Raw genomic sequence first — 24,625 nt, 5'->3', positions numbered from 1 at the left:
CGGCTCGCTCGTGCCGGCGACTTCAACGGCTCGTTTGTGCCGGTGACGTCGCAGAACCTGGCGAAGGACTACTGCGCCAGGACAGCCGGCCTGAGCACGTCCTCGCACCACCGGCGGAAGCCGGTGGGCGCGGAGTCAGGGGTGTTCGGCTCGACGGCACCGTAGAAGCCCTGGTCGTTCAGGGCGTCGACCATGTCGGCCACCCCCTGAGCCCAGGCCTCGCTCGCTCCGAAACGCAGCTCCGTCGCCTTGTAGTCCGCGCTGCTGGTCCGTTGGACGCGCACCGGACGGTCCAGCACCTCGGAGACGACCTGTGCCATGCCCTCGGGGGACAGGTCGTCGGGTCCGACCAGTGGGACGTCCTCCTGTCCGGTCCAGGAGCCGTCGAGGAGCAAGCGGGCCGCCGTCGCTCCGATGTCGCGGGTGGTGCAGGTGCGCAGTACTCGGTCCTCCGCCAGCGCCAGGAAGAACACGCCCGCGTTGCGGATCGACTCGGCCTGCTCAAGCAGGTTCTCCATCAGGAACGGCGCGCACAGCGCCCGGTAGTGCACGCCCATGGCCGCGATCGCGTCGTCCATGGCGAGCGACGCCGAAATCTGCCCGGCATTCTTCGCCACATTGCGGCCCAGGGTGGAGACGCCGACGATCCGCTCGACGCCCTGGGGGCCGATCACCTCGCGCAGCGGCTCGGTGAAGTCCTGGAAGTGGCCCTCGACGCTGTCGGCCGCGGGCGTCGGGGGCACCAGCCAGAACAGGCGGTCGGCACCCGCGCACGCCTCCTTGAGAACGGTGGGATCGGCGTGCGATCCCCGTACGACCTCGACGTGTTCGCGCACTCGCGGGGAGAGGCGGGCGGGGTCGCGGGCGATCACCCGGATACCCGCCGTGCGGTCCGGGGTGTGGAGGAGGCGGTCGAGAACCTGCCGGCCGATCTGGCCGGTCGGGGTGGTGACGACGATCACGGACAACTCCAAAGGGAGGCTTGAAGGGGACGCTTGAAACGGATGTCCAACGGGATGTCGTCGAGCCTGGCGCCTTGCGTGCCCGAACTGAAGGATCGATCCGCTCGCGCTTGTTACCCTCAGGGCAATACCGAATGGAGGGGGGAGAGTGTGGAATCCCGTCCGCTGCGTTACTTCGTCGCCGTCGCCGAGGAGCTCAACTTCGCCCGGGCCGCCGAGCGGCTGGGCATCTCCCCGCCGCCCCTGTCCCGCGCTATCCGCCAGTTGGAGACGGAACTGGGCGTCACCCTCTTCGAGCGGACCACCCACAGCGTGGCGCTGACCCCGGCAGGAACGACGCTCCTCGCGGAGGCGACGTTCGCCCTCGACGCCCTGCAGGCAGCCGGGCGGCGGGCTCAGCGCGCGGCAGCGACGGAACCGAAGCTGGTACTTGCCGTCAAGGCCGACGGTGACGCGGGACTGCTGGAGGGGATCCTGGCGCGCTACGCGTCCGATCCGGCTGCCGTACCGGTCGCCGTCCGGCTGTGCGGCTGGCACGAACAGCCGCAGCTCCTGCGCCGGGGCGAAGCCGACGCGGCCCTGGTCCACGAGCCCTTCGACCACACCGGCCTGGATACTGAGACCTTGGCCGCCGAACCCCGCGTCGCGGCCCTCGCAGCCACCCACCCGCTCGCCACCCGGGAGCGCCTGGCCCTCGCCGACCTCGGCCTGCGCCCCGGCGACCTGCACCGGTTCCTCGAAGACATCCGCAGCGAGGGCCGCGACCTCGCCCAACTGCTCACCATCGTCGGCCTGGGCGGCCTCACCCCCCTGCTGCCCGCCTCCGTCGCCGCCCGCTATCCGCGCCCCGGCGTCGTCTACCGCCAGGTCCCCGACTGCCCGCCCGCGGTCCTCGCCATCGCCTGGCCGCAGCATTCCCGCTCGACGGCCACGGCGGCACTGGTGCGTGCCGCCGCGTCGGTGGCAGACGCCGTACGGGACCAGCGGGCGGGCTGACGCGACCGGCGCATGCGGTGCCGGCATCGGGACCGTGCCCAGTGGTACTGGATGAGGGCTTGGACGGAGGCAGGCGGTCCTCGCCGGCGACCGGCGGATGTGGCTGGAGTGGCAGTCGTTGCTGGAGTGCTGCAGGGGGCGCAACGCGTGGGCGTCGACTGGCCTACGGGACTGTCCACGCGTTCGTGATCATGGCTGATCTGCGTCGGTCCATTCGCGTCGCGGCGCGGAGGCGGGATCCTTCTCGGCCAGACAGAACTTGACTGAATGTCAGCCAACGCCGGCGGCTATTCGCGAGGCAGTTGCCTGGTGGGCAGGCCTGGGTCCCCATGGGGAGGAGCTTGTTCGTGTCGGGGTGGTTCCTTGCCGAAGCCTGTTCGTACGTGAGCAATTGGCGTTGTGTCTTGCACGGTTGGGGCCGGATCGCAAGATGCCGTGTTTTGGCCAAAGAGGGAAGGCGATCTTGGCTGGGATGGATCGATAAGTAGACAATATCCCCCGTGTGGTCGGCGTGTGCCGGAGAGCCACTGCCCAACGAATGGCCTCCCAGGTCCAGACCGGACGTGGGGGTAGCGCGGAGGAGGGGTTGTGGAACGGTATTTCACTAGCGCGTCGCACGAGGACCTGCGACGCCGGGTGCGCGAGTTCGCGGAACGGGAAGTGCGTCCACGGATAGCCGAGATGGAGGCCTCCCGGACGGTGGCGCACGAACTCTCGCGCCTCATCGCCCGGCAGGGCTGGATCGGCGTGACGATCGACAAGGTGTACGGCGGTATGGGAGCCGGACACCTGGCCAAGACGGTCATCATCGAGGAACTGGCCCGCGTGAGCGGAGCCATGGGGGCCATGGTGCAGGCCTCCCAGCTCGGCGTGGCCAAGATCGTTCATTTCGGCAGCGAGCGGCAGAAGCGGCAGTGGCTGCCGCGTATCGCCGCGGGGGAGTGCCTGCCGACGATCGCGACCACCGAGCCGGAGTCGGGCGGCCATGTCCTTGGGATGAGTACCACGGCCGTGCGTGACGGTGACGATTACGTGCTCAACGGCCGCAAGGTCTTCGTCGGCAACAGCCACGTGGGCGACGTGCACGGAGTGGTGCTGCGTACCGGTGAGGGGTCGAAGGGGCTGTCGGCCTTCCTCGTCGAGGCGGACAGGCCCGGTTTCTCACTCGCCGAGCAGCAGCCCGCCATGGGACTGCACGGGTTCAGCTTCGGTGAGCTGATCTTCGACAACTGCCGGGTGCCGGCGGCGAATCTGCTCGGTGAGGAAGGACAGGGTCTCGCGGTCGCCTACTCCTCCAGCATCCTCTACGGCCGCCCCAACCTGACCGCGGTCTCCCTGGGTATCCACCAGGCCGTCTTCGAGGAGACGACCGCGCTGTGCATCGAGCGGGAGCGGTACGGGGAACCGCTCGGCAAGCTCACCAACATCAAACTCAAACTGGGCAGGATTCAGCACCGGCTCATGCAGGCCCGGTTGGCCGCCTACCACGCCGTACACATGCTCGACCGGGGACTGCCCTGCGACCCGGAACTGATGAGCGCCAAGCTGTTCAATGTCGAAGCCGCCATCGACTCGGCCCGTGACGGCATGGAGATACACGCCGCATCCGGCCTGTTCACCGACCGCCCGGTGGAGCGCTATCTGCGCGACGCCCACCACATCTACGCACCCGCGGGGACGTCGGACATCCAATTGCTGCGTCTCGGTGAGATCGCCCTCGGTACGGCCAAGGGCCAGTGGTCCGAACGCCTGGCAGACCTGGTACGGACGGAGTCCGCCGAGCGCCGGGACGCACAGCTGGAGACGGCTGGGCACGTGGGCTGAACCACCGGGAGCCACGGACCCAGTGTCGTGCCCGCGGCTCCCACATCTGTTTCAGGGCCCTTGCGCGCAACGTGGCGGTCGCCGCCCGTGCTCGCTCAGATCCGGCCTCGGTCCTCCAGCACATAGAGCTGGTCGACCAGTTGCTGTGCCATCGACTTGATGGTTTCCAGGCCCGCTCGTCCCCAGGGGTGAGCGTCCGTGTCCACCACACAGATGGTGCCCAGCGATATCCCGGTCTTCCAGTCGATCAGCGGCGCGCCCATGTAGGAGCGGATGCCGATCTCGTCGACGACCCGATTCCCGGCGAACCGCGGATAGTCGCAGACGTCCTCCAGCACCAGCGCCTTGCGACGTACGACGACGTGCGGGCAGTAGCCCTGATCACGTGTCATGGTCCGGCCGACCGGCGGCTGCTGGGACTCCGGCTGCAGCTCCACGCCCGGCCGACCGGCCGCGTAGAGGCCGGCGAAGTACTGACGGCTCTCGTCGATGAAATTGACCATGGAGAACGGTGCGTTGGTGACGTGCGCCAGGTGGCGTGCGAACTCGTCGAATTCCGGCACCGGGGCGTTCCCGATGCCGATCTCGCGGAGCCTGGCCACTCGCGCCTGCGCATCGCTGTCCTCGGGGGTCAGCAGCAAGTGGCTTGTCGGGTCGTATTGGGAGTGGGGAACCGGGGTGGACATGCAGGCTCCATTCGGCTGCGCTGAGGGTGTGTCAGCGCAGGGGGTTAAGCTCCGCGGGCGACATGCCGGGAGTCGAGGCGAGCAGGTGCTGGACGAGTGCGATCAACACCCTGGTGCTGGAGTTGCACTGCCGGGCATCACACATCACGACGGGTACATCGGGCTTGAGGTCGAGAGCCGCGCGGACCTCTTCGCTGTCGTAGTGGTAGGCGCCGTCGAATTCGTTGACGGCCACGATGAAACCGATACCGCGGCGTTCGAAGAAGTCGACGGCGGCGAAGCACTGCTGGAGCCTGCGGGTGTCGGCGAGGACCACGGCCCCCAGCGCTCCGTTGGACAACTCGTCCCACATGAACCAGAACCGTTCCTGCCCGGGCGTACCGAACAGGTACAGGACGTGGTCCTGGTCCAGGGTCATGCGGCCGAAGTCCATCGCCACCGTGGTGGTGGTCTTGTCCTCGATACCGACCAGGCTGTCCGTGCGGACGCTGACCTGGGTCAGCAGCTCCTCGGTGCTCAGCGGCTCGATCTCGCTGACCGCTCCGACAAAGGTGGTCTTGCCGACTCCGAATCCTCCGGCGATGAGGATCTTCAGGGCGGTGGGGAAAGGGTCAGAGCCGTTTGCGAAGACCATGCAGCACCGCCTCCAAGAGGTTTCGGTCGGTCGGGGAAGCCGCCTCGACAGCGCGTGGCGCCCGTGTGGTGAGCGCCTCGTGCTGGACGAGGTCGGACAGCAGAACTTTGGTGATGACAGCGGGCAACCGCATGTGCGCGGCCACCTCGGCGACCGAAATGGGGCCGCCGCAGAGGTTGAGGACCTGGTCGTAGTCGGGGCCGAGATAGACGTTCGGCCGACTGCCGGTGGCCATCACGAGGGTGAGGAGGTCGAAGTGCGCTGAGGGACGGGTACGCCCGTTACTGACGGCGTACGGCCGGACCAATCGCCCGGCCTGATCGTCCAGCCACGTCCCTTCCTGCGCGCCCGACATCCTCAGCGCCCCGCATCGCGTGACGCGTTGGCCGCCTGCTGGCGGGCGGGCGTGACGAAGTACGGGCGGACGCTCTTGACCAGCATGGCCATCTCGTAGCCGAGTACAGCCGCATCGGCCTCCCGATCCGCCAGCACGGCCAGCGAGGCGCCGGAACCGGCGGAGCAGACGAAGAGCACGTGGGTCTCCAGCTCCACCACCACCTGCCTGACGTCGGCTCCTGCGGCGAACCTCATACCGGCGCTGCGGCCGAGCGAGTGGAGACCGGAAGCCAGGGCGGCCATGTGTTCTGCTTCGGCTATTTCCCCGAAGCCGTCATAGGCCTTCACCAGTCCGTCGGAGGACAGCAGAAGCGCGCTGCGGGTGTGCGGGACCCTTTGGACGAGTCCGGCCAGGAGCCAGTCCAGGTTCTGGGGCTGGCCGGTACCAATGTCACTCACGGTGGGGTTCTTCTCCTTGAGGGTGAGGTCGGAGGCCGCGGTCAGCGGGAGTTGTCGGCTGAACTCTCGTCGGGAGCGTCTTCGGCGAGGCTGATTCCTCGACGGAAAGCTGCCATCAGGTCCGGATTGTGAGCGGCTTCCTCGCCGTCCCCGTCCCCGGTTCTGCCGGTGACGGGACCGTCTCGCAGCTCCGGTACGAGGTTCTCCTGCGCGCGGCGCTGTGGCAGCATCGGCCGGCCGTCACGGGGGCCCGTGTCGTGCGAGAGCACATGGCCCCCTGGCCGCGTGGGCTCGGCCGGCCGTGTGTGCTGTTGCGACACCGGCATCGGTGTGGGTACGGGCTGGGCCGGAGGCAACGGCTGCGCCGAGGGCGGCGGAGGGATCACGGGGTGCGAGGCAGTGGGCGCCTGCACTGCCGAGTGCCGTGCTTCGACGGGCGCCTGGACCGGTGCCGCGACGGGCTCGTCACCGATCAGGCCGCGCGGGATGATCAGGACCGCCTGGATACCGCCGTAGATGTTGGTCTGCAGCCGGACCGCGATGCCGTGACGGCGAGCGAGGGCGGAGACCACGTACAGACCGATGCGGCCGTCCGTGAGCAGCTTGCTGATGTCGATGCGGTCCGGCTCGGAGAGCAGTGCGTTGACGCGCGCCTGCTCTTCGAGCGGGATGCCGAGTCCGCGGTCCTCGACCTCGACGGCCAGTCCGGCGGTCACCCGCTGGGCGCGCAGCAGTACTTGGGAGGTCGGATCGGAGAAGGCCGTGGCGTTCTCGACCAGTTCGGCCAGCAGGTGGATGACGTCGGCGACGGCGTGTCCGCGCAGCGTCCCCTCGATCGGCGGCACCAGTTTGACCCGGGAGTAGTGCTCGACCTCCGCGATCGAAGAGCGCAGGACCTCGGTGAGGGTGACCGGGCGGGTCCATTGGCGTCGGGACACCGACCCGCCGAGCAGGGCGACGTTCTCCGCGTGACGGCGGATGCGGGTCGCCAAGTGGTCGACCTGGAAGAGGCCTTTGAGGAGCTCGGGGTCCTCGACCTCGTTCTCGAGCTCGTCGAGGATGTTGATCTCTCGGTGCACGAGGGACTGCAGACGCCGGGCGAGGTTGACGAAGACCTCGACCTTCTCCTCGCTGTCCGGCGAAGGGCCGCGGGTGAGTTGGGTGGTGTGCGCGACGGCGGCCTGGGCCTGCCACATGCTGACACTGATCTCGTACGCGAGTTGACCGAGGGTGTCTCCCCGAGCGGGAGCCTGGTGGGTGAAGGGAGCCGGCTCCACTCGCTCGCCCCGCTCCAGCCGGTCCAGCGCCTCCTGCAGGTTGGCCTGGCCGACGGAGACAGCCCGGCGCAGCCCCCCGTACTGCTGCGGCACCCGCCGTGCCTCGGTGCGGGCGACGAGCGCGGCACCGACCAGAACGCTGCAGCCGAGGACGGCACCGCCGGCCAGCACGCCCCAGGTGGCGGCGTCGGCAGCTCCGTCCTGCGCGAGGAGGACGAAGATGACCACCGCCGAGGCCAGCGCCGCCATGAGGGCCGCGGGGAGGACCGCGATGCGTATCGCACGGGATTGCGTGGCTGAATCCATAACCTCGTCCTGGCCCGACGGCCTGCCGTGTCTGCTGCGTCCCGAGCCCGTCGCGGACGCCCCAGCGGGTTCCGAACGCACTGGATAGGTCGGGGATTCAGGCATCGGAGTCCTCTCGATCAGCCAGGTCAGACGTGCGCCAGAGCAGCGCTGAATAACCGTCAACTCGCGTACACGATTGGACAGTTAATAGGCTCGCCACCCTACGCCACGCTCATGAATGTGGCGTAATCGCATGGGGGATCAATTCGCCGCAAAACGGGATTCCCGGTCTGCAGAAACGATTGCCCTATTGTTCCGCGCGGGATGGTGCAGTCCTGACACCGATGCGCGTCTACGCGCCAAAAGCCCCTTTTGCAACTTGCTGCAACGTGACGGAAATACCGCAGCGTCGTGATGCCGAAAGGCAGGCCCTGTCCACTCCTCGTTCGCGGGCATTGGCTGTCGCATACACGTGGCGAGTGACCGGGCGCCGCTACCCGACGACGCGGATGCCGATGGCGGATATGCATCGGCCGGTACGTCGGAGACGTGCATCGCCCGTACGTCGGCGAAGCGGTCGCGATGAAGCGGCGGTGTCGGTGAGTTGGGGACGAAGCCGAGCGCGAGGCGCTGTTGCGCAACGCGGCGCCACTGCCCGGACGTGAAGCTCATGCACGCGTCCGCTCTCTGAAACCTCACCGGCTTGGACCGAGCGCAAGACCGCGGGGCGTATGGCCAGTTCAGGCTCTGTGGCTGGCTGTGATGCTCGCGCCGGCCAAGTCGGCCCGCTATCCGGAGGGCCACTCAGCCGATGACGAAGGCAGGCAGACGCTCGTTCTCCACTTCGTCGCGGGGGAGGGAGAGGCCGAATCGGATCTCTATGAGCGCGAGCGTGTGGCGGTCCCGGTCGCGGTAGGACTCGCTGTCCGGTCGGGCGTACTCACCGTCGGGATGCAGTACACCGGCCGCCACCAGCTCAGGCAGCAGGAGGTCCGGCTGCTCGCCCCATCGCCAGACCTCTTCGCCGATTCCGAAGCGACAGACGTCCACCCCGTCTCGCGCGTAGGAGAACATCGCCGGGGGATGGTCCACGGAAGGGTTCAGGTGGACGACTTCGACTCCGCTCCGGGAAACGTCGGCCAATCTCTCGCCGCCGTCCCCCAGCCCGTACTCGACGGCGAATGACCAACCCCCGCGCGCACCGACACGCACCACGTCATCGTCGTCCGTCGCCAGATCGAGAACCATGTCCCAGGCCTCGATGTCCGTGATCGGCGACACGACGGAGCCAGGCACACCACCCATGCGCAACCCCAACTCCTCCGGGGTGATGCCGCGCGCGAAGACCACGCAGTGCCGCCAGTCGTCCTGATCCACAAGCCACTGAATGCCGCCACCCACGACGCCCACCCTCCCCACGGGGCACAGGCTGCGCCTCCATGCCCGACGAAGTGATCACCCTAGCCAGGGGCACTGACAAGTCCGCATACGCAGGGTTGACCGCCTCGTGGTCCCGAGTTGTGGGATCGACCTTCGCTGTCACGAGAGGCTCAGCAGCCCGCCGTCGTGGGGTGTCGTGACGAACGGGCCCTGAGACAGCTGTCGTTCGTCGTGTTCTCCGCTTATGGCTGGGCGTCGGCCGTGACCTTGGTGGCCGCACGAACGAAGGGGGCGATGGCTGCGGAGTGCGCGTCCTGCGGCCACGCGACGGCCAGAGTGGCCGACTTCAGGTCGCTGACCGGCCGATAGGCGATCTCGGGCCGCGGATACCGCGAGGCGACCGAGGCGGGGAAGAAGTAGACGATGCTGCCGAGCTCGACGAGTCTGAAGATCTGCGGCAGGTCCGAGGCACTTCGGGCTGTGCTTGCCGCAGGCACGTCGTCCCCGGCTCGGCCGGGCTGATGGTCGACTGCTCCGGGAGGGCCGTGCGTGCTGGAGGCGACGCCTTACACGCCGCGCCACGACTTCCAGGGCTTCTCCGATGACGCCGACATCCAGGCCACCATGGCGCGACTGCCTCAATTCACGACCGTGAGCTAGATGATCAATTCAAAGGGATGCTTGCGGAGGGTGTGGGGCGGGCGGCGGACGAAGCCGCCGCGAGACGGTCAGGCGGCGGGCTGCCGGCCCTGGTTGTCGAGGTGGGAGCGGGCGGTCAGGCGTCAGGGTCGACTTCGGGGTGCGTGAACCGCACGGGCTTGCCCAGCGACCGGGCGTAGGCGATTTCGGCTCGGGTGCTGTCTCCGATGTAGTCGCCGACTACGAGCACCTCATCAGCGAGCCGGATCTTCGCCCGGTGCAGATCGTCGAGTCGAACCTTCAGCGCCTCGGCCTCGACAGGATCGGACCAAAGTTCGTGCGGCGACTTAATGTCACAGCCCGGTTTGACGACAATCCTTCCGGCTTTGGTCTCCCGCAGATCGGCCTCGGTCATCTCGGTCATGAAGCGGGTGGAGCCGCAGATCACGACGATACGCGGGAGGCTCAACAGCTTCTTCGCGTCGGCGAGCTTCTCCTCGGGGGTGAACAGTTGCGGGTGTGACACTGGTTCCTCCTGGTGGTGTGGCCCAAGGGTGCCTGCGGAGACGAGAACGAGGGTGTCCAAGATCGTTTTGTGACGAACGACGGGGCATTCCCATCGCCTTCGTCCTGACCGGGGCCAAGGCCGACGAAGGCGAGACCTCCTTGACCTTCTGGCAGCCGAATGCGAGCTTCTGCGAGAGCGCCCCCGACAGACTCTCATCGGCGACAAGAACTACTTCGGCCGTGGTTTCGAACGCGAACTGTCCGAGCACGGAGTCCAGTTGCTGCGGCCTGCCCGTAAAGGTGAACGGGAACGGCCTGTCGCAGCCCTGCTCAAGCCGCTGCGACAGGTCATCGAATCGATCAACGAGACCTTCAAGGGGCAGCTCGACCTCGAACGGCACCGAGGGCGCGCACCCGGAAGTGTCATAGCCCGCGTCATGCAACGCATCCTCGCTCTGGCCGCCGCGATCTGGCACAACGACGCCACCGGACAAACCGTCCTACGTTCAGTGATCGCCTACGATCACTGACCCCTTGGAACAGATCATCTAGGGCGAGACAGCGGGTGCACGCGAGGAGTGCCAGGTCACCTGGGCAAGCCCAGCCAGGTCACCGTGGACAAGCCCACCACGACGGCGTCGCGCGCAGATCCGCCATTGAAGCCCGATTGGCCTGGCACCTTGCCGCCTGCCATTCCGGCGTCAGTGATCATTCCTGGACATCACCTTGGTGGCGACGCTTGTCGGAGCGGCTCACCAGTTCGCCGGCCGCGATAGTCGCGGTTGCCACGACGCGGACCCAACGAGGGCCGCCCCTCGCTGCCCACACCACACAGACGCACCCCGCGATGACGAGCAGCAGGACGCCGAGCAGTACAACGATGGTCATGGGTCTTCCCCCTGTTGTGTCGGTACGCCTCGATCTTCACACGTACCTCCACTCGGGGACTATTGATCAAGTACGGAGATGTGATGGGCACTGTGGTGACGCACAACGTCGCCCTCGGCCTGACGGGACGTCTCGTCGGCCCAGCCCACCAGCACCGTCTACTTGACCCCGGCAGCGCCCAGCAAAGCCGCAGCTGTGGCCGTTCCGATGCCGGCGAGCTCCTGGGCTCGTACGACCGCCCGGGCGCTCGTGCCGTCGAACACGATCGTCAGCTGCACCGCCAGGGTCTCCGGATCCGCCGCCCCGGCGGCGACGAGCTGGGCCTGGAAGAAGTCGGTCAGGTGTTGCTTGAACCGGCGTGCGACCACGCTGCCCGGATGCTCGGGGTCCTTGAGCTCCACCGCCGCACTCACGAAGGGGCAGCCGAGGAAGCTGCTCTCGGTGGCCATCCGGTCCTGCCGCTCGAACACGGTCAGGATGCGCTCGCGCGGCGACAGCTCGTCGTCAGGGCCCGGTAGAAGGGCGGCCTGGTAGGCCGGACCGAGGCCGGCGAGGCTCTCCGCGATCACCTCGTCCTTGGACCGGAACAACTGGTACATCGACTTCTTCGAGACTCCGGCGGCCTTGCATAGGGCGTCCACGCCGATGCCCATGCCCTCGCGGTAGAAGAGCTCGCCTGCCGCGTCGAGCAGCCGCTCGCGGGGTGTCGTCGATGTCGTCATGCCATCGAGAGTACCGGTCCGGCTTGCCTTTGGAAACCGATCGGTTTACTGTCATGGAAACAGATCGGTTTCCCATCTTCTCTGGAGTCGAAATGACCACTCTCGAAGGCGCCGTCGTACTGGTCACCGGCGGCAACCGCGGCATCGGCAAGGCGATCGTGGATGACCTGCTCACCCGTGGGGTGAAGAAGGTCTATGCCACTGCGCGCAACCCGCAGCCGAGCGCCGACGCCCGCGTCGTACCGCTGGCTCTGGAGGTCACCGACCCGGCCTCGATCGAGGCGCTGGTGGCGGCCGCACCGGACGTCACCGTGCTGATCAACAACGCCGGCGGCAGCGCACCGGACACCTACCTTGACGCGCCGATCGAGGACATCCGGAACGTCTTCGAGACCAACTTCTTCGGCCCGCTGAATGTGACCCGGGCCTTCGTCCCAGTGATCGAGCGCAACGGCGGCGGTCACATCCTCAACGCCCACTCGGCACTGTCCTGGGTCGCCTGGCATGGCGCGTACTCCGCCACCAAGGCCGCGTTCTGGCTGCAGACCAATGCCATTCGGATCGAGTTGCTGGACCGCGGCATCGGCGTGACGGGCCTGCACATGGGGTACGTCGACACCGACATGACCGCGGCGGTGACCCAGCCCAAGTCGAAGCCTGCCGACATCGCCAAGGAGGCGCTGGACGGGATCGAGAAGGGCGCGTTCGAGGTGCTCGCCGACGAGACGTCCCGTCAGGCCAAGGCGGCCCTGTCCGGCGACATCACCAACCTCTACCCGCAACTCAAGGCCTGAGCAGTCTCGTTCGGCGGTACTCGTCCGGCGCACGGCGAACCGATCGGCTTCAGCGAGGCGGGTCCGGTCGAGTGCGGAGCCGCCTCGGGCAGCAGGCCCGCGCCTCACTCACCGCGGGCCTGCTGCCGTGCGCGTTACGCCGTGAAGCGGTGGCTGCCGGAACCGGCCTGGTACGCCACGCGGCCGTCCGCTGTCCGACGGGTTGTGTGAGTGGGGTGTGCCTTGTCGTTGCGGCCCGCCCCGACGGCGCGGTGCGGTGCGGTGCGAGCAGCATTCGCCAACTCGCCGGCATGGCCCGCCCGTGCGAACCAAGATGGGTGGGTCAGCGGACCGTTCCAACTCCCAGTTGCCTGGCCCAGTCCAGCAATTCGGGTTCGGCCAGGGTGGTGCCCAGCCAGTCGTGATCGAGGTCGGCTCCTGGAAGGGAGGGCACGACCGCGATGTGGAGTCCGGCAGCACGCGCCGCGGCGATGCCCGTGGCCGAGTCCTCGAAGGCGACGGAGTGTTCGGGAGTCGTACCGATGGCCTCGCATGCCGTGAGGTACAGCTCCGGTGCGGGCTTGGGGGAACGTACTTCGTCGGCTGCGAACGAGTGGGTGAAGTAATTGGCGAGACCGGCTGACCACAGTGCCGTGTCCAGCAGTTCCCGGGGGCTGTTGCTGGCGACGGCGATGGGTACGGCTGCCCGGCAGGCGCGTACCAGTTCCGCTGCCCCGGGGAGGGCTGCGGCGCCCCGGGCGAGTTGCCGGCGGACTCTTCCGAGGAGTTCGCCGGCGAGTTCGGCGCCGGTGCCGGGGCGCCCGAGGTATTCGGCCATGGCCTCTCCAGCGGCTTCCGCAGTGCGGCCGATGACCAGGGCCTTCTGTTCCGGGCCGAAGGGATGGCCATGCGCCGCGAAGATGGCCGTTTCCGCAGCGGTCCAGCAGGGTTCGGTGTCGACCAGCAGTCCGTCGCAGTCGAAGACCACAGCCTCGGCGCTGGTGGGGAGCGAGCCCATGCAGATGTCCTTTCACTTCGGGTGAGCGCAGGTTGCCGTTCAGCGGCTGTCGGATCGCCTGCGGTTGTGTCGACCGGTGCCTTACTGTCCGAGCGCGAGCCGGATGCCGAAGGCGGCGATGACCGTGCCGGTGACCCGGTCGAGACAGCGGCGGGTCGAGGGCCGTTGGAGGCGGTTTCGGAGCACGTGCGAGAGGGCGATCAGCACGCAAGCCCAGATGACGGCCAGAAGTATGTGTATACCGGCCAGGAGCACCCCTGGAGCGAGGTGCGGGGCGTCGGCGGGGATGAACTGCGGGAGCACCGCAACGTAGAAGGCGCCCATCTTCGGGTTGAGGAGATTGGTCACGAACCCTTGCCGCCAGCCGCCGAGCAGGGTCTCGTCGGCGCCGGCTTTGGTCTCGGTCTCGGGCCCGGTCTCCGCTGTCCTCGGGCTCTCGCTCGATGAGCGGCGCCAGGTGGCCCACAGCAGCCTGCCGCCCGTCCACACCAGGTACGCGGCCCCGGCCCAACGAAGAGTCTCGTACGCGAGGTGAGACGCGGTCAGCAGTGCGGTCACACCGAGCGAGGTGAGCACGCCCCAGACCAGCGTGCCGCTCTGGATACCGAGGACCACGCCCCAGGCGCGACGGCGGTGCCCCAGCGCCGCGGTGCGCAGGATGAGAGCGGTATCCAGTCCGGGAGTGAGGGTGAGAAGTCCCACTATCAGGGCGAAAGTCCCTATCGCGTCCGGGGTGATCATGAGTGATCACCCTAGGTCGGGAGTCGTGAAACGTCCACATTCCTGCCCGAAAGCGGGCAGGGATCGTGGTGTTCGCCTCTGGCTTTACACATGACACCCGACGGTGACGCTCCGGGGATGCGTCTGAGGCGGTGAGGTCGGCCGGTCAGCCTGGATTACCGCACGTATCCGTGCGACCTCTACGAGACGGTGTCTGACGTTGTTCTTGATCCTGGGTCCTAGGTCCTCGGTCGTGGGAAGGGCCTGGTCTCGGGCGGGAGACGGATGTCTTGGCGGTGCCACCCCGGCACACTGATCCTCGGCTCTGTTCGTGGCGAAAGGCGTGTCGGTGGCCCCGAGGCTGTTCAACGATGACGACGTCCGTGCCCAACTCGATGCCGGGACGGCCGTCAGGGCCATCCGGGCGGCGATCCTGGCCCACTACGAAGGCACTCTCCAGGCGCCGGCGCGCGTCCGTGCCAGTCTCGGTGACGGGCACCTCGTCTTCACCGCCGGGTATCTGCGCGAGAAAGGCCTGTTCGGATTCCGCGCGTACGCCACACACGGTGAGGCGGAACAGTTGGTGGCCGTGTGGAGCGACGAAGACGGCGAGCTGCTGGCGCTGGTGCACGGCGTGGAGCTCGGGGTTCGGCGGACCGGGGCTATCGGTGCTGTCGCGGTGGATGCGGCGGCCAGGCCTGGCGCGGTCCGTGCGGGAATCGTGGGTGTGGGCCCGCAAGCCTGGTCGCAGCTGTGGGCCTTGTGTTCGGTGCGACAGGTGGAGGAGGTCGTGGTGGTGGCCCGGCGCCGGGAGCGTGGCGCGGCTTTTGCCCGGAGGGCCTCTGACGAGTTGGGAGTCAGGGCGCGTGCGGTGGTCGCGGTGGAGGACGCCGTACGGGAGCGGGATGTGGTGATCGTGGCGACGAACAGCACAGTCCCGGTTTTGGAGAGCGACTGGATCGCTCCCGGGACGCATGTGACGACTTTGGGGCCGAAGACTGTTTCCCGGCACGAAGTGCCCGCCGAGCTGGCCCGCCGTGCCCAAGTGATTCTCACCGACTCCCGGGTCCAGGCTGCCAGTTACTCCGAGCCGCACCTCTTCGCTGTCGATCAGATGATCGACCTCGGTGCTGTCCTGGCCGGGGCGGAACCGGGCCGTACCGCTCCTGACCAGATCACGGTGTTCTGCTCAGTCGGCCTGGCCGGAACCGAGGTCGCCCTCGCTGCCGCACTGTCGAAGACATCCACCTGATCACCGCGACCCAGACCGGGCGCCTGACCGGGGATACCTGCCGCCGCCCTGCACCGGGGGAGTCCGATGCTCCTGCCAGTCAGACCAGGTGCCCTGCTCAGACGACCGGCTCGCCGATGCCCAGCATGTTGCCCTCGCTGTCACGGAACCAGACGGCGCGCTCACCCCGTGCGCCCTTGCTCGGGTAGTTCCCGTCGATCTCGGCGATTCCGCCCCTCGTCCGGAACCCGGGCACATCGACCTCCTCGAACACCACGCCGCGCTGCCTCAGCTCCGACACCACCGTGTCGATGTCATCGACCTCCCACCCCATCTGAGTGAAGGTGCCGGGCGACGCTCCGGTTGATCGGAACAGTGCGAAGTCCACGCCTCCGCAGCGATAGAGCAGCCCACCCGGCCGTTCGTCGACGGGTTCCAGGCCGAGCTGCTCGGAGTAGAAACGCCGTGCCCGTTCCAGGTCCTGGGCGGGAAGCCTGGTCGCCACTCGTCCCCGGGCCAGAAGGTTCCTGTCGTCTGAGCTCATGTCCGCAGTGTGCCGCGAGCGGCGGCCGGAGGAGTGGAGCGACAGGTGCGTGCTCCCGGCGGCAGCTGTAGTGCGGTCAGGGGGCGAACGCCTCGGTCAGGCGCACGCTGAAGCCGTCCTCTTCCATCAGGACGACGGTGACGCCGAAGGGGGAGGGATGGTCCAACTCGAGCGGGGTGAAGGAGAAGTCGACCGCGGCCCGGACCGGCGGCACCAGCTCACCGCCCGGCTGCGGCTCAAGCGCGGGAAGCCACTGGGGTTCGACCGAGGCCCGGCCATCGAGGGAGTGGGCCGCAGGCCGCTCGGTGTAGGGGAACTGGTGGAGGATATGGCCGTCCGTCGTGGCGTGCACCATGTTCAGGCACGGGGCCGGACCGACGACCGGCAGCTCGCAGACGGTGGCGACGTCGTGGGTCTCCCAGGCGAGGACGACTTCGTCGGCGCCGGCCGCCGCGGCGATGTTCGAGAGCTGGGCAATGCCGGTGAGCGCGTCCTCGCCCGCCTTGATCGGGCGCACCCAGATCAGGCCGACCAGCTCGCCACGTACCAGAGGCATGATGACCGGGCGGGGCACGGTCCCCTCGCCCAGACCCGCGGCGTACGCGTTCTTCATCGAGACGACCAGCGCATCCCACACCTGCGTGTCCACGAACTCTCCCTCACCAACGGCACGTTCACGAGCATGCTGACCCTGTCATGGCGGGCTCGCCGCCGCCAACCGCGTGCCCTGCACGCGCTCGTGGACCGTGTCCGGCTCGGTCCACCTGGAACACGGCCTTGCCTGGTTGTTGCATTGGCGCCGTACACCGATTCGTGACGAGCTGACGAGACCCCAAGATCATCTCGTGGCGGCGTTAGGCGGGCGCCTTTACTGGCCTGGAGACCGCACCCAGGGAGCGAAGCGTTGGCCAGGCGCCGCGTCCTCGCGCCAGTACCTCAGGACGGTCTCCTGGACGATCTCGAGTCGCCCGGCGGCAATGAGGCACGAGACGGGCTCCCGCCCGCCGGCGTCGGCCTCGAAGGCGACCACGACGGGCAGTTCTCCGCCGAGATGGCGAGCGACCCGCGAAATCTCGTCCGGCGATGCGGCACGGAACGTCGGATCGTGGAAGCTCGACGGGCAGTTGACGAAGGCCGGGTCGTCGAAGACCAGCTCCAGGCCGTGGTGGTAGGTCAGATCATGACCAGCAGCCAGCCGAAGTTGCCCGGCGGACCAGGCGACCACATCCCAGTCCGACCAAGGCCCTTCAGGGAGCTGGATCCCAGCATGTCGTCCTCCGACGTCCACCCTCAGCCCCTCATCCGTTCGAACAGATCGCCAGGCTACTGCTGCGGCGGCACCGCGATGTGACGGCCCCAGCCCGATGGCCAAGGGAAGGGCTCGCCGTCGAACCCGCGGGTTCTGCACCGAGCCGCCCTGACCGTGCGCACAGCCCGGCACCGGCCGAAAAGCGCCCCGCGTCAGGACGAACGGCCAGCAAGCATGGGCCAATTCGAGCCGTTGTGTTGTTGCATCCATGACAAGATCGAGTGAGTGGTGTCACTCTGATCTTCGCGCGTTCACTATTCCTTCACGCCCCCACGTCTTGCGCGCCACCGAGTTCGGCCACGCCTCGTGCGTCTTCTCGTGCCGCGCCCTTCCCCCGCTCAGTGCGTCGCAGGTCGGCCACACCCCGCCGACCTGCTCTCCCGGCCTGCATCACAGGCCTACCGTCGCAGAAGGAGAAGCCCTTGCTCCGGCCACACCACACCTCCAACCGACGCAGATACACGGCAGCGTTGGCCCTCACGACCGCGGGCACTCTGCTCGCCGCGGGTTTCCAGACCGGCGTCACGTCCGCGGCCCCCCTCGACCGCGACGACGCGAAGATCGTCGCCACTCCCCGGGCCGGTGCGGCCCCGGCGGAACTGTCTCCCGCCAAACACGCCGCACTGATGAAGAGCGCGGCGCTCGCGGCAGGTGACACGGCGAAAAGCCTCGCCCTGGGCTCCCGGGAGAAGCTGATCGTCAAGGACGTCGCGAAGGACGCCGACGGCACCACCCACACCCGCTACGAGCGCACCTACGCCGGCCTGCCGGTCCTCGGGGGTGACATGGTCGTGCACGTCAAGGACGGCCGCAGCACAGTGTCCGAGGCCACCGAGGCCGCCATCAAGGTGTCGACAACCACCCCCGGCATCACCTCAAGCACCGCCGCCGGCAAGGCACTTGCGGTGGCCAAGAAGGCGGACGCCAAGAGTCCCGCGGTCGACGGTGCGCCACGGCTGGTCGTCTGGGCAGGCGGAGGCAAGCCCGTCCTGGCCTGGGAGTCGGTGGTGGAGGGAATCCAGCACGACGGAACACCGAGCGAGCTCCACGTCATCACCGATGCCACCTCGGGCAAGGCGGTCTTCGACTTCGAGAAGGTGCAGACCGGCAGCGGCTCGGGGCAGTACAGCGGGACGGTTTCGGTCGGTACCACGCTCTCCGGCTCCACGTACCAGCTGCAGGACCCCGACCGGGCCGACCAGAAGACCTACGACCTGAACCAGGGCACCTCCGGCACCGGAACCCTCTTCACGGATGACAACGATGTCTGGGGCGACGGGACTCCGGCCAACCGGCAGACAGCCGGCGTGGACGTCGCGTTCGGCGCTGCGGCCACCTGGGACTACTACAAGGACGTCTTCGGCCGCAACGGCATCCGCAACGACGGTGTGGCCGCCTACAGCCGGGCGCACTACGGCAACGCCTACGTCAACGCCTTCTGGTCCGACACCTGCTTCTGCATGACGTACGGCGACGGCGCGAGCAACACCCACCCGTTGACCTCACTGGACGTCGCCGCGCACGAGATGACCCACGGCGTCACCAGTGCCACCGCCGGCCTCGTCTACTCGGGTGAGTCCGGTGGCCTCAACGAGGCGACCTCGGACATCTTCGCCGCGGCTGTGGAGTTCCAGGCCGACCTTTCCGCCGACGTTCCCGACTACCTGGTCGGCGAGAAGATCGACATCCGCGGCAACGGCACCCCGCTGCGTTACATGGACAAGCCCTCCAAGGACGGGGTGTCCCGCGACTACTGGGACGCGTCGCTCGGCGGCATCGACGTCCACTACTCCTCGGGCCCGGCCAACCACTTCTTCTACCTGCTCTCCGAGGGCAGCGGCGCCAAGACCGTCAACGGGGTCTCCTACGACAGCCCGACCTCCGACGGCGTGGCCGTGACCGGCATCGGCATCGAGAACGCCGAGCAGATCTGGTACCGGGCCCTCACCACCTACATGACCTCCACCACCAACTACGCCGGCGCCCGGGTCGCGACCCTCCAGGCCGCCTCCGACCTGTTCGGCGCGTACAGCGACACCTACCTCGCCGTCGCCGCCGCCTGGGCCGGTATCAACGTCGGCGACCGGATAGCGCTCGGCGTCAACCTCGCCCCGATCGACGACCAGACCAGCGGCGTCGGCCAGGAGGTCTCCCTGCAGACCGACGCCTTCACGACCAACTCCGGCGCCGGTCTGACCTACGAGGCCACCGGGCTGCCGGACGGCCTGACGATCAGCGACACCGGACTGATCTCCGGCATCCCGACCACCGCCGGGACCAGCGACGTCACCCTGACGGTCACCGACGCCACCGGCGCCACCGTCTCGGACAGCTTCAGTTGGAGGGTGGCGAACATCTACGCCAACGGCACCCGCGTCGACATCCCCGACGTCGGAGCCGCGGTGGAGTCCCCGGTGGTCATCACCGGCCAGGACGGCAACGCCTCGGCCACCACCCAGGTCTACGTCAAGATCGTCCATACGTACCGCGGCGACCTGACGGTCGAGCTGGTCGGCCCCGACGGCACCGCCTACTCGCTGCTGAACCACAGCGGAGGTTCCGCCGACAACGTCGACCAGACCTTCACGATCGACGCCTCCGCACAACCGATCAACGGCACCTGGAAACTGAGGGTCCGTGACACCGCCGCGATCGACGTCGGCTACATCGAGCGGTGGCAGCTCACCCCTTGATCTCTACCGACTGTCTTGCCCGTCCGGGCCGCTGTGCGGACCGGACGGGCAAGCCTGTTCAACCGGGGTGTCGCATGCGGTGGTTGGCTGTTGCGGCGGTCGGTAAGCGCGTTGTCGCGACCGCCGGCAGCCGTGGGGTGGGGCGTCAGCCGATCAGCTGCTTCACGTGCTGTCCGGCACGCCGGGCCTGGGTTCCAGGACCACCACCGCGGTCTCGGGCGACCGCAGCGCGGCGTAAGCGTCCAGGTCTGTATCGATCTCGCGCCACCGGGCCCAGAGCCGCAGCCGCTCATCGTCCAATGCGGCGCGACCTCGTACCAGCCGCGGTCCGTCGACCAGATCGACGGTCGCGTCCGGGTGCGTCTGCAGGTTCAGCCACCAGGCCGGCTCACCTTCACCCCACCCGTTCATCGCCAGTGAGACGAGGTTCGGACCGTCGTCGAAATACGCGATGATGACGCTGCGCTGCCGGCCGGTGCGGCGCCCGGTGGTGGTCAGCCGGAGCGCGCCCCACCTCTTGGCGCGTGGTCGCCACAGCCCGATCCGCCTGCCGCAGACCCGGTACAGGCCTCGGTGCACCGACCAGGCCAGACGGATGAACCAGCGTGGCGGGAGCCGCGGTGCCTTCCCCCGCTGCCCGACCGACATGGCGACCTCCCGGACGTCTGGCTCGCTGCGGTTGTGGAGCGGACGCTAGCTGCGGACGGCGCCTGCCGATAGAGATTTGGCGGGCGCCGTCCTGCGAGCTTGGCGCTCGGATCAGGTGTCGGACCTGGTGAGTAGATCGCGGTGACCGTTGCCGGCCCGTGACGGACTCGGGAGCGGCTCCTGGTCCCCGACCTGCTGTGGACGTTCGGAGCCGGACCTTTGACGGGCACGGTCTACTACGTTCTGCCGGACGGCGAAGCCTGGTTCGCCAACTCCTCAATCGCCCTGTGGCTCCAATCCCTGGACCACCACGGCCGGCACGTCAGCCAGTCCGAGACCCTCAACGACCCCGATGAGTATGAGGACGAGGCGATCGCAGAGCTCAGCCGGGCACCGGCCCAGCAGTACTGGCCGTCGTGCGGGCCGCACCAAAGGCCGCCGGTCAGCGCGGGATATGAGAACCAGCGCTGGAACCCGTCGGAAATATGAACTGGTGTACAGGGTCAGGCCGTTGGAACGTAGGTTGTGCGGTGAACAACCCTCGCCTCGGCTGAAAGACGGACGCTACCCATGACCGACAACGCAACGACGCCCGGATCAGCGGCACATCAGAAGATCGACACGTCGGTGCCGCACTCGGCCCGGATCTGGAACTACTGGCTGGGCGGCAAGGACAACTACCCCGTCGACGAGCAGGCAGGCGACGCGTACACGGACGTCTTCCCCGGCATTGTCACCATCGCCCGCAGCAGCCGTGCCTTCCTGCGCCGCAACATCACCTACCTGGTCGCCGAGGCGGGCATCCGGCAGTTCCTGGACGTTGGTACCGGCCTGCCGACCGCTGACAACACCCATCAAGTCGCCCAGCGGATCGCCCCTGAGAGCCGAATCGTCTACGTCGACAACGACCCGATGGTCCTTGCGCACGCCCGAGCCCTGCTCTACTCCACGCGGGAGGGGGCGACCGCCTACGTCGACGCGAACGTGATGGACCCGGATCGCATCCTGGCAGCCGCCGCCGAGACGCTGGACTTCACCCGCCCCACCGCCCTCATCCTCAGCAACATCCTTGGCCATGTCGCCGACGACGAGCAGGCACGCTCCATCGTCACCAGCCTGATGGACGCACTGCCGTCCGGCAGCTACCTCTCCATCAACGACGGTTCGCTGGGCATCGACCCGGTCTTCGAACGGGCCCAGGACGCGTACAACGAAAGCGGCGCCGTCCCGTACAACCTACGCACCCCCGACCAGATCACGGCCTTCTTCGACGGCCTCGACCTCATAGATCCCGGGGTGGCCTCCGTCCCCCTCTGGCGCCCGGACGCCACCTCTCCGGCTCCGGAACCCATCGGCGAGCACGGCGGCCTCGCCCGCAAGCCGTGACACCCGGACGGGCCCGTACTCAGTGAGTTGCGGGCCCGGTCTGCCGAGGACAGCCGGGCAGATCAGCTCTGCAGTTGATGCTGGCCCACCTGGTGGCGGCCGGGCTGCTCAAGGGGCGGGGCCGACAGGGTATCGACGCCCCCATGTCCGGGTGGCTGTGCGGTGGTTGAGGCGGTTGTCGCAGTCCGTGGATGTTGACGTTCTGTCCAACGCCCGGTGTCGCCGTATCGGCATAAGCTCGCCCCTCAACTGACGGTAAGCGCTATCACCCGGCAAAGAAGCGGTCGTTGAGCGGTTCTCCCGCCGCTGGAACCGCGTGGCGCCGTTGGCCGAATGGGCCCTGCAGCAGCGGAAGGAAAGCCACGGTGTCCGACAAAGGACGGCTGATCGCCGGTCGATACCGCATCCTCGACCGGATCGGCCGAGGCGGCATGGCCACCGTGTGGCGCGCGCACGACGATCTCCTCGACCGCCAGGTCGCCGTCAAGAAGCTCCATCCCCAGCCGCATCTCGACGCCGACGAACTCGACACCCTCTTCGAGCGCACCCGCCGCGAGGCCCGCAGCGCCGCCCGGATCAGCCATCCCAATGTCGTTGTCGTCCACGACGTCGTGGACGACGAGGGCCTGCCCATCATCGTCATGGAGTACGTGCCTTCCACCACCCTCGCCGACCGGATCAAGGCCCACGGCCCGGTCCCGCCCGAAGAGGTCGCGAGGATCGGCCGTGGCGTGCTCGCCGCGTTAAGGGCGGCGCATCGGGCCGGGGTCCTGCACCGGGACGTGAAGCCGGCCAATGTGCTGCTCGCCGAGGACGGCCGGGTGGTCCTCACCGACTTCGGTATCGCCCAGGCCTCCGAGACATCAAATCTCACCCGTAGCGGCCAACTTGTGGGGTCGGTCGACTTCATGGCCCCCGAGCGCCTGGTCGGCGCCAAGCCGGGTCCGGCGGCCGACCTGTGGGCGCTGGGTGCAACGCTCTTCCAGGCGGTCGAGGGCCGCTCGCCATTCCTCCGCGACACGGTGGCGCAGACGATGTACGCCATTGCCATGGAGCCGGCTCCCGAGGCGCGGGGAGCCGGGCCGCTCACCACGCTGATCCAGGGTCTGCTCGTCGGCAATCCGGCCGAGCGGCTTTCGGCCGAGGACGCCGAGCGCATGCTGCGATTACCGGCAGGCGAAGCGGGCTCCTCTGTCGTTCCGCCCGCCGCCCGTACGACGGCCGACAATGTTCCGGTGGCGGGAGCGGGGCCGAACCCGGGCCGCGGAACGGACGAGGCATACGCTGCGGGGCAGCCCGCGGAACGTCCGCAGCCCGCTACGACCGACCTGCAGGCGCAGCGGTCCCCGGGCCGTTCGAAGAAGCCGGTTGTGCTTGCCGCAGCGGTGGCCACGGCGCTGTTGATCGCGATCGCTGTGCTGATCACCATGCCGGCGGAGAAGAACGGCACCAGCGCCACGGCGTCGGACGGCCCGCTCCCGGCCGACGAGCCCACGCCGCGGTCCACGGACACGTCCGCACCCGCGGCATCCCCTGCCGACTCGGCACAATCCTTGAGTTCCGGCGCCACGTTGTCGACGCCCCCCTCGTCGCAGTCGGCGTCCCAGGCCGCGCAGGAGGACTCCGAGCCGGAACCCGAAGACAAGGACACGTCCGCGGCGAGCGGATCTGGCACACCGGTCGCCCCGGCCGGCCGTGCCCTCGTGGTCGCCGCCTCGGGCAAGTGCCTGAGCAGCGGCGCCGGGACCGAGGGACTGCAGCTGGTCCAGGCCACCTGCGACGGCTCCGCGGCGCAGCGATGGCAGACCGGATCGGGAGGGGCCCTGCGGTCATCGGGGAAATGCATGACCGTGGCCGGAGGCGCGACCGAGGACCGGACCGAGATCCAACTCGCCGGCTGCAACGGCGACACAAGCCAGCGGTTCCACCTCGCCGGTACACAACTGACGGCCGATCAGTCGCAGAAGTGCGTCGACATTTTCGGAGGCGCGAGCGGGACAGGGGCGGTCCTTTGGGAATGCAACGGGAGGGACAACCAGACCTGGACACTCCAATGACCAAGGGATTGCGGGTCAGTGAGGTCCCCGCCGGTGAACAGCACATCCAACCTGTCCCGCAACACGGCATTGTCGTTGGGACCTGTCCGCCGGATCATGTTCGGGTAGGGCTCGGGAGGTCGGCGGCACGCCTTCTGCACTTGTTGTTGGTTACGACCCGCAAGCGATACCTGGCGTCGACGGCGAGGCTCTTCATGCGCGCTGCCGGAAGAGAACCCCGTTGATCACCGGCGATGACTCTCCCAGCGCCCGCCCCGTTGCCCGGACTTCGCTGGACAGGCCCTAACCTTCACCTGCGTTGTACGGCGGTGATGGTTGGTCCCAGATGGCGTCGAACCGGCTGATGATCCTGCGGAGTTCGCGGGCGCTTCGGGGTGAAATGGCGTGCATCACGGTGTCGAGGAGAGCGCGGGCTTCGAGGGGGTTGCCGCAGCAGTACCAGTGCGCGTTGCTCCACTCGTAGTCGTGCCACAACTGGCGCTCAGGACGGTGGACGTAGTCCCTCCATGAGTGCACGGCTGCGCGGGTGTCTCCCGGCTGCAGGTAATTGCGGGTGTGCTCCAGACGGAAGATCTCGGACGATGCACGGGAGGACAAGCCGTTGATGACGGGCTTTGCGCCAGCTGTCATAGGGCGGGGGTTGCCGGC

At 68.1% G+C, this 24,625-nt stretch carries 27 protein-coding genes; 9 read left to right on the top strand and 18 right to left on the bottom strand.

Annotated elements, in window-relative coordinates:
- Positions 1 to 68 precede the first annotated feature (68 nt).
- On the bottom strand, positions 69 to 962 hold the full coding sequence (locus tag OG219_RS02405) for an NAD(P)H-binding protein (RefSeq protein WP_266822337.1): 894 nt from the start codon (positions 960 to 962) through the stop codon (positions 69 to 71).
- Between the two features lie 150 nt (positions 963 to 1,112).
- Between OG219_RS02405 and OG219_RS02400 the strand changes: the two genes are divergently transcribed.
- The gene (locus OG219_RS02400; protein WP_266822335.1) at positions 1,113 to 1,958 is read left to right on the top strand and encodes a LysR family transcriptional regulator; all 846 of its coding nucleotides are present in this window, start codon (positions 1,113 to 1,115) and stop codon (positions 1,956 to 1,958) included.
- Positions 1,959 to 2,546: 588 nt separating this feature from the next.
- Complete coding sequence (locus OG219_RS02395) at positions 2,547 to 3,782, top strand: acyl-CoA dehydrogenase family protein (protein WP_266822333.1); 1,236 nt, start codon at positions 2,547 to 2,549, stop codon at positions 3,780 to 3,782.
- A 95-nt stretch (positions 3,783 to 3,877) separates the two neighbouring features.
- On the opposite strand, the gene OG219_RS02390 is transcribed toward OG219_RS02395, so the two are convergent.
- From OG219_RS02390 to OG219_RS02355, 8 genes are all read right to left on the bottom strand, one after another.
- Positions 3,878 to 4,468, bottom strand: a complete 591-nt coding sequence (locus OG219_RS02390; protein WP_266822331.1) for a GAF domain-containing protein — start codon at positions 4,466 to 4,468, stop codon at positions 3,878 to 3,880.
- A 31-nt stretch (positions 4,469 to 4,499) separates the two neighbouring features.
- Positions 4,500 to 5,102 carry an ATP/GTP-binding protein gene (locus OG219_RS02385; protein ID WP_266822330.1) on the bottom strand — a complete coding sequence of 201 codons (603 nt, stop codon included), beginning with the start codon at positions 5,100 to 5,102 and terminating at the stop codon, positions 4,500 to 4,502.
- Positions 5,080 to 5,457: a DUF742 domain-containing protein gene (locus OG219_RS02380; protein ID WP_266822329.1), complete on the bottom strand. Its 378-nt coding sequence runs from the start codon at positions 5,455 to 5,457 to the stop codon at positions 5,080 to 5,082. The genes OG219_RS02385 and OG219_RS02380 overlap by 23 nt, the downstream gene beginning before the upstream one ends.
- A gap of 2 nt (positions 5,458 to 5,459) precedes the next feature.
- On the bottom strand, positions 5,460 to 5,897 hold the full coding sequence (locus tag OG219_RS02375; protein WP_266822328.1) for a roadblock/LC7 domain-containing protein: 438 nt from the start codon (positions 5,895 to 5,897) through the stop codon (positions 5,460 to 5,462).
- Between the two features lie 41 nt (positions 5,898 to 5,938).
- A complete protein-coding gene (locus OG219_RS02370) occupies positions 5,939 to 7,480 on the bottom strand; it encodes an ATP-binding protein (RefSeq protein ID WP_266822327.1) in 1,542 nt (513 codons plus the stop codon).
- A gap of 786 nt (positions 7,481 to 8,266) precedes the next feature.
- Positions 8,267 to 8,863, bottom strand: a complete 597-nt coding sequence (locus OG219_RS02365) for a DUF6461 domain-containing protein (RefSeq protein ID WP_266822325.1) — start codon at positions 8,861 to 8,863, stop codon at positions 8,267 to 8,269.
- A 221-nt stretch (positions 8,864 to 9,084) separates the two neighbouring features.
- On the bottom strand, positions 9,085 to 9,339 hold the full coding sequence (locus OG219_RS02360; protein WP_266822323.1) for a hypothetical protein: 255 nt from the start codon (positions 9,337 to 9,339) through the stop codon (positions 9,085 to 9,087).
- Positions 9,340 to 9,617: 278 nt separating this feature from the next.
- On the bottom strand, positions 9,618 to 10,007 hold the full coding sequence (locus tag OG219_RS02355) for a hypothetical protein (RefSeq protein WP_266822321.1): 390 nt from the start codon (positions 10,005 to 10,007) through the stop codon (positions 9,618 to 9,620).
- 148 nt (positions 10,008 to 10,155) lie between these two features.
- Here OG219_RS02355 and OG219_RS02350 point away from each other — a divergent pair, with 148 nt between their 5' ends.
- On the top strand, positions 10,156 to 10,518 hold the full coding sequence (locus OG219_RS02350; RefSeq protein ID WP_323183343.1) for a transposase: 363 nt from the start codon (positions 10,156 to 10,158) through the stop codon (positions 10,516 to 10,518).
- Positions 10,519 to 10,696: 178 nt separating this feature from the next.
- Here OG219_RS02350 and OG219_RS02345 read toward each other — a convergent pair whose 3' ends face one another.
- Positions 10,697 to 10,876, bottom strand: coding sequence for a hypothetical protein (locus OG219_RS02345; RefSeq protein ID WP_266822319.1), 180 nt, complete (start codon positions 10,874 to 10,876; stop codon positions 10,697 to 10,699).
- 158 nt (positions 10,877 to 11,034) lie between these two features.
- Positions 11,035 to 11,598 carry a TetR/AcrR family transcriptional regulator gene (locus tag OG219_RS02340; protein WP_266822318.1) on the bottom strand — a complete coding sequence of 188 codons (564 nt, stop codon included), beginning with the start codon at positions 11,596 to 11,598 and terminating at the stop codon, positions 11,035 to 11,037.
- Between the two features lie 92 nt (positions 11,599 to 11,690).
- Here OG219_RS02340 and OG219_RS02335 point away from each other — a divergent pair, with 92 nt between their 5' ends.
- On the top strand, positions 11,691 to 12,392 hold the full coding sequence (locus OG219_RS02335; protein ID WP_266822316.1) for an SDR family oxidoreductase: 702 nt from the start codon (positions 11,691 to 11,693) through the stop codon (positions 12,390 to 12,392).
- Positions 12,393 to 12,714: 322 nt separating this feature from the next.
- On the opposite strand, the gene OG219_RS02330 is transcribed toward OG219_RS02335, so the two are convergent.
- Positions 12,715 to 13,389, bottom strand: coding sequence for an HAD family phosphatase (locus OG219_RS02330; protein WP_266822315.1), 675 nt, complete (start codon positions 13,387 to 13,389; stop codon positions 12,715 to 12,717).
- 81 nt (positions 13,390 to 13,470) lie between these two features.
- The gene (locus OG219_RS02325; RefSeq protein ID WP_266822314.1) at positions 13,471 to 14,130 is read right to left on the bottom strand and encodes a LysE family translocator; all 660 of its coding nucleotides are present in this window, start codon (positions 14,128 to 14,130) and stop codon (positions 13,471 to 13,473) included.
- Positions 14,131 to 14,440: 310 nt separating this feature from the next.
- Here OG219_RS02325 and OG219_RS02320 point away from each other — a divergent pair, with 310 nt between their 5' ends.
- Positions 14,441 to 15,361 carry an ornithine cyclodeaminase family protein gene (locus tag OG219_RS02320; RefSeq protein ID WP_266822313.1) on the top strand — a complete coding sequence of 307 codons (921 nt, stop codon included), beginning with the start codon at positions 14,441 to 14,443 and terminating at the stop codon, positions 15,359 to 15,361.
- A gap of 97 nt (positions 15,362 to 15,458) precedes the next feature.
- Here the strand turns inward: OG219_RS02320 and OG219_RS02315 are convergent, their stop codons facing one another.
- From OG219_RS02315 to OG219_RS02305, 3 genes are all read right to left on the bottom strand, one after another.
- A complete protein-coding gene (locus OG219_RS02315) occupies positions 15,459 to 15,884 on the bottom strand; it encodes a VOC family protein (protein ID WP_266822310.1) in 426 nt (141 codons plus the stop codon).
- Positions 15,885 to 15,960: 76 nt separating this feature from the next.
- Positions 15,961 to 16,533, bottom strand: coding sequence for a hypothetical protein (locus OG219_RS02310; protein ID WP_266822308.1), 573 nt, complete (start codon positions 16,531 to 16,533; stop codon positions 15,961 to 15,963).
- Positions 16,534 to 16,752: 219 nt separating this feature from the next.
- A complete protein-coding gene (locus tag OG219_RS02305) occupies positions 16,753 to 17,109 on the bottom strand; it encodes a hypothetical protein (protein WP_266822306.1) in 357 nt (118 codons plus the stop codon).
- A 506-nt stretch (positions 17,110 to 17,615) separates the two neighbouring features.
- Between OG219_RS02305 and OG219_RS02300 the strand changes: the two genes are divergently transcribed.
- Positions 17,616 to 19,886, top strand: a complete 2,271-nt coding sequence (locus OG219_RS02300) for a M4 family metallopeptidase (protein ID WP_266822304.1) — start codon at positions 17,616 to 17,618, stop codon at positions 19,884 to 19,886.
- A 162-nt stretch (positions 19,887 to 20,048) separates the two neighbouring features.
- Here OG219_RS02300 and OG219_RS02295 read toward each other — a convergent pair whose 3' ends face one another.
- On the bottom strand, positions 20,049 to 20,534 hold the full coding sequence (locus OG219_RS02295; RefSeq protein WP_266822302.1) for a nitroreductase/quinone reductase family protein: 486 nt from the start codon (positions 20,532 to 20,534) through the stop codon (positions 20,049 to 20,051).
- 219 nt (positions 20,535 to 20,753) lie between these two features.
- Between OG219_RS02295 and OG219_RS02290 the strand changes: the two genes are divergently transcribed.
- The 3 genes from OG219_RS02290 to OG219_RS02280 all read left to right on the top strand — a co-directional run bounded on the left by OG219_RS02290 (position 20,754) and on the right by OG219_RS02280 (position 23,977).
- The gene (locus OG219_RS02290) at positions 20,754 to 21,023 is read left to right on the top strand and encodes a hypothetical protein (RefSeq protein WP_266822300.1); all 270 of its coding nucleotides are present in this window, start codon (positions 20,754 to 20,756) and stop codon (positions 21,021 to 21,023) included.
- Positions 21,024 to 21,104: 81 nt separating this feature from the next.
- A complete protein-coding gene (locus tag OG219_RS02285; protein ID WP_266822298.1) occupies positions 21,105 to 21,920 on the top strand; it encodes an SAM-dependent methyltransferase in 816 nt (271 codons plus the stop codon).
- Between the two features lie 365 nt (positions 21,921 to 22,285).
- Positions 22,286 to 23,977: a serine/threonine protein kinase gene (locus tag OG219_RS02280; protein WP_266822296.1), complete on the top strand. Its 1,692-nt coding sequence runs from the start codon at positions 22,286 to 22,288 to the stop codon at positions 23,975 to 23,977.
- A 282-nt stretch (positions 23,978 to 24,259) separates the two neighbouring features.
- Here OG219_RS02280 and OG219_RS02275 read toward each other — a convergent pair whose 3' ends face one another.
- Positions 24,260 to 24,607, bottom strand: a complete 348-nt coding sequence (locus OG219_RS02275) for a hypothetical protein (protein ID WP_266822294.1) — start codon at positions 24,605 to 24,607, stop codon at positions 24,260 to 24,262.
- Positions 24,608 to 24,625: the final 18 nt, after the last annotated feature.

Origin of the sequence: Streptomyces sp. NBC_00038 (assembly GCF_026343635.1) — a bacterium.
GTDB lineage: Bacteria > Actinomycetota > Actinomycetes > Streptomycetales > Streptomycetaceae > Streptomyces.
The sequence above is the reverse complement of the archived record's forward strand: the minus strand, read 5'-3'. Positions and strand labels throughout refer to the sequence as shown.

What these genes read in the sequence shown, in the direction of transcription:
- OG219_RS02385 (WP_266822330.1), bottom strand. Translation starts at nt 5,102, where the DNA reads ATGGTCTTCGCAAACGGCTCTGACCCTTTCCCCACCGCCCTGAAGATC.
- OG219_RS02335 (WP_266822316.1), top strand. Translation starts at nt 11,691, where the DNA reads ATGACCACTCTCGAAGGCGCCGTCGTACTGGTCACCGGCGGCAACCGC.
- OG219_RS02325 (WP_266822314.1), bottom strand. Translation starts at nt 14,130, where the DNA reads ATGATCACCCCGGACGCGATAGGGACTTTCGCCCTGATAGTGGGACTT.
- OG219_RS02275 (WP_266822294.1), bottom strand. Translation starts at nt 24,607, where the DNA reads ATGACAGCTGGCGCAAAGCCCGTCATCAACGGCTTGTCCTCCCGTGCA.
- OG219_RS02340 (WP_266822318.1), bottom strand. Translation starts at nt 11,598, where the DNA reads ATGACGACATCGACGACACCCCGCGAGCGGCTGCTCGACGCGGCAGGC.
- OG219_RS02330 (WP_266822315.1), bottom strand. Translation starts at nt 13,389, where the DNA reads ATGGGCTCGCTCCCCACCAGCGCCGAGGCTGTGGTCTTCGACTGCGAC.
- OG219_RS02315 (WP_266822310.1), bottom strand. Translation starts at nt 15,884, where the DNA reads ATGAGCTCAGACGACAGGAACCTTCTGGCCCGGGGACGAGTGGCGACC.
- OG219_RS02380 (WP_266822329.1), bottom strand. Translation starts at nt 5,457, where the DNA reads ATGTCGGGCGCGCAGGAAGGGACGTGGCTGGACGATCAGGCCGGGCGA.
- OG219_RS02390 (WP_266822331.1), bottom strand. Translation starts at nt 4,468, where the DNA reads ATGTCCACCCCGGTTCCCCACTCCCAATACGACCCGACAAGCCACTTG.
- OG219_RS02345 (WP_266822319.1), bottom strand. Translation starts at nt 10,876, where the DNA reads ATGACCATCGTTGTACTGCTCGGCGTCCTGCTGCTCGTCATCGCGGGG.
- OG219_RS02295 (WP_266822302.1), bottom strand. Translation starts at nt 20,534, where the DNA reads ATGTCGGTCGGGCAGCGGGGGAAGGCACCGCGGCTCCCGCCACGCTGG.
- OG219_RS02370 (WP_266822327.1), bottom strand. Translation starts at nt 7,480, where the DNA reads ATGGATTCAGCCACGCAATCCCGTGCGATACGCATCGCGGTCCTCCCC.
- OG219_RS02285 (WP_266822298.1), top strand. Translation starts at nt 21,105, where the DNA reads ATGACCGACAACGCAACGACGCCCGGATCAGCGGCACATCAGAAGATC.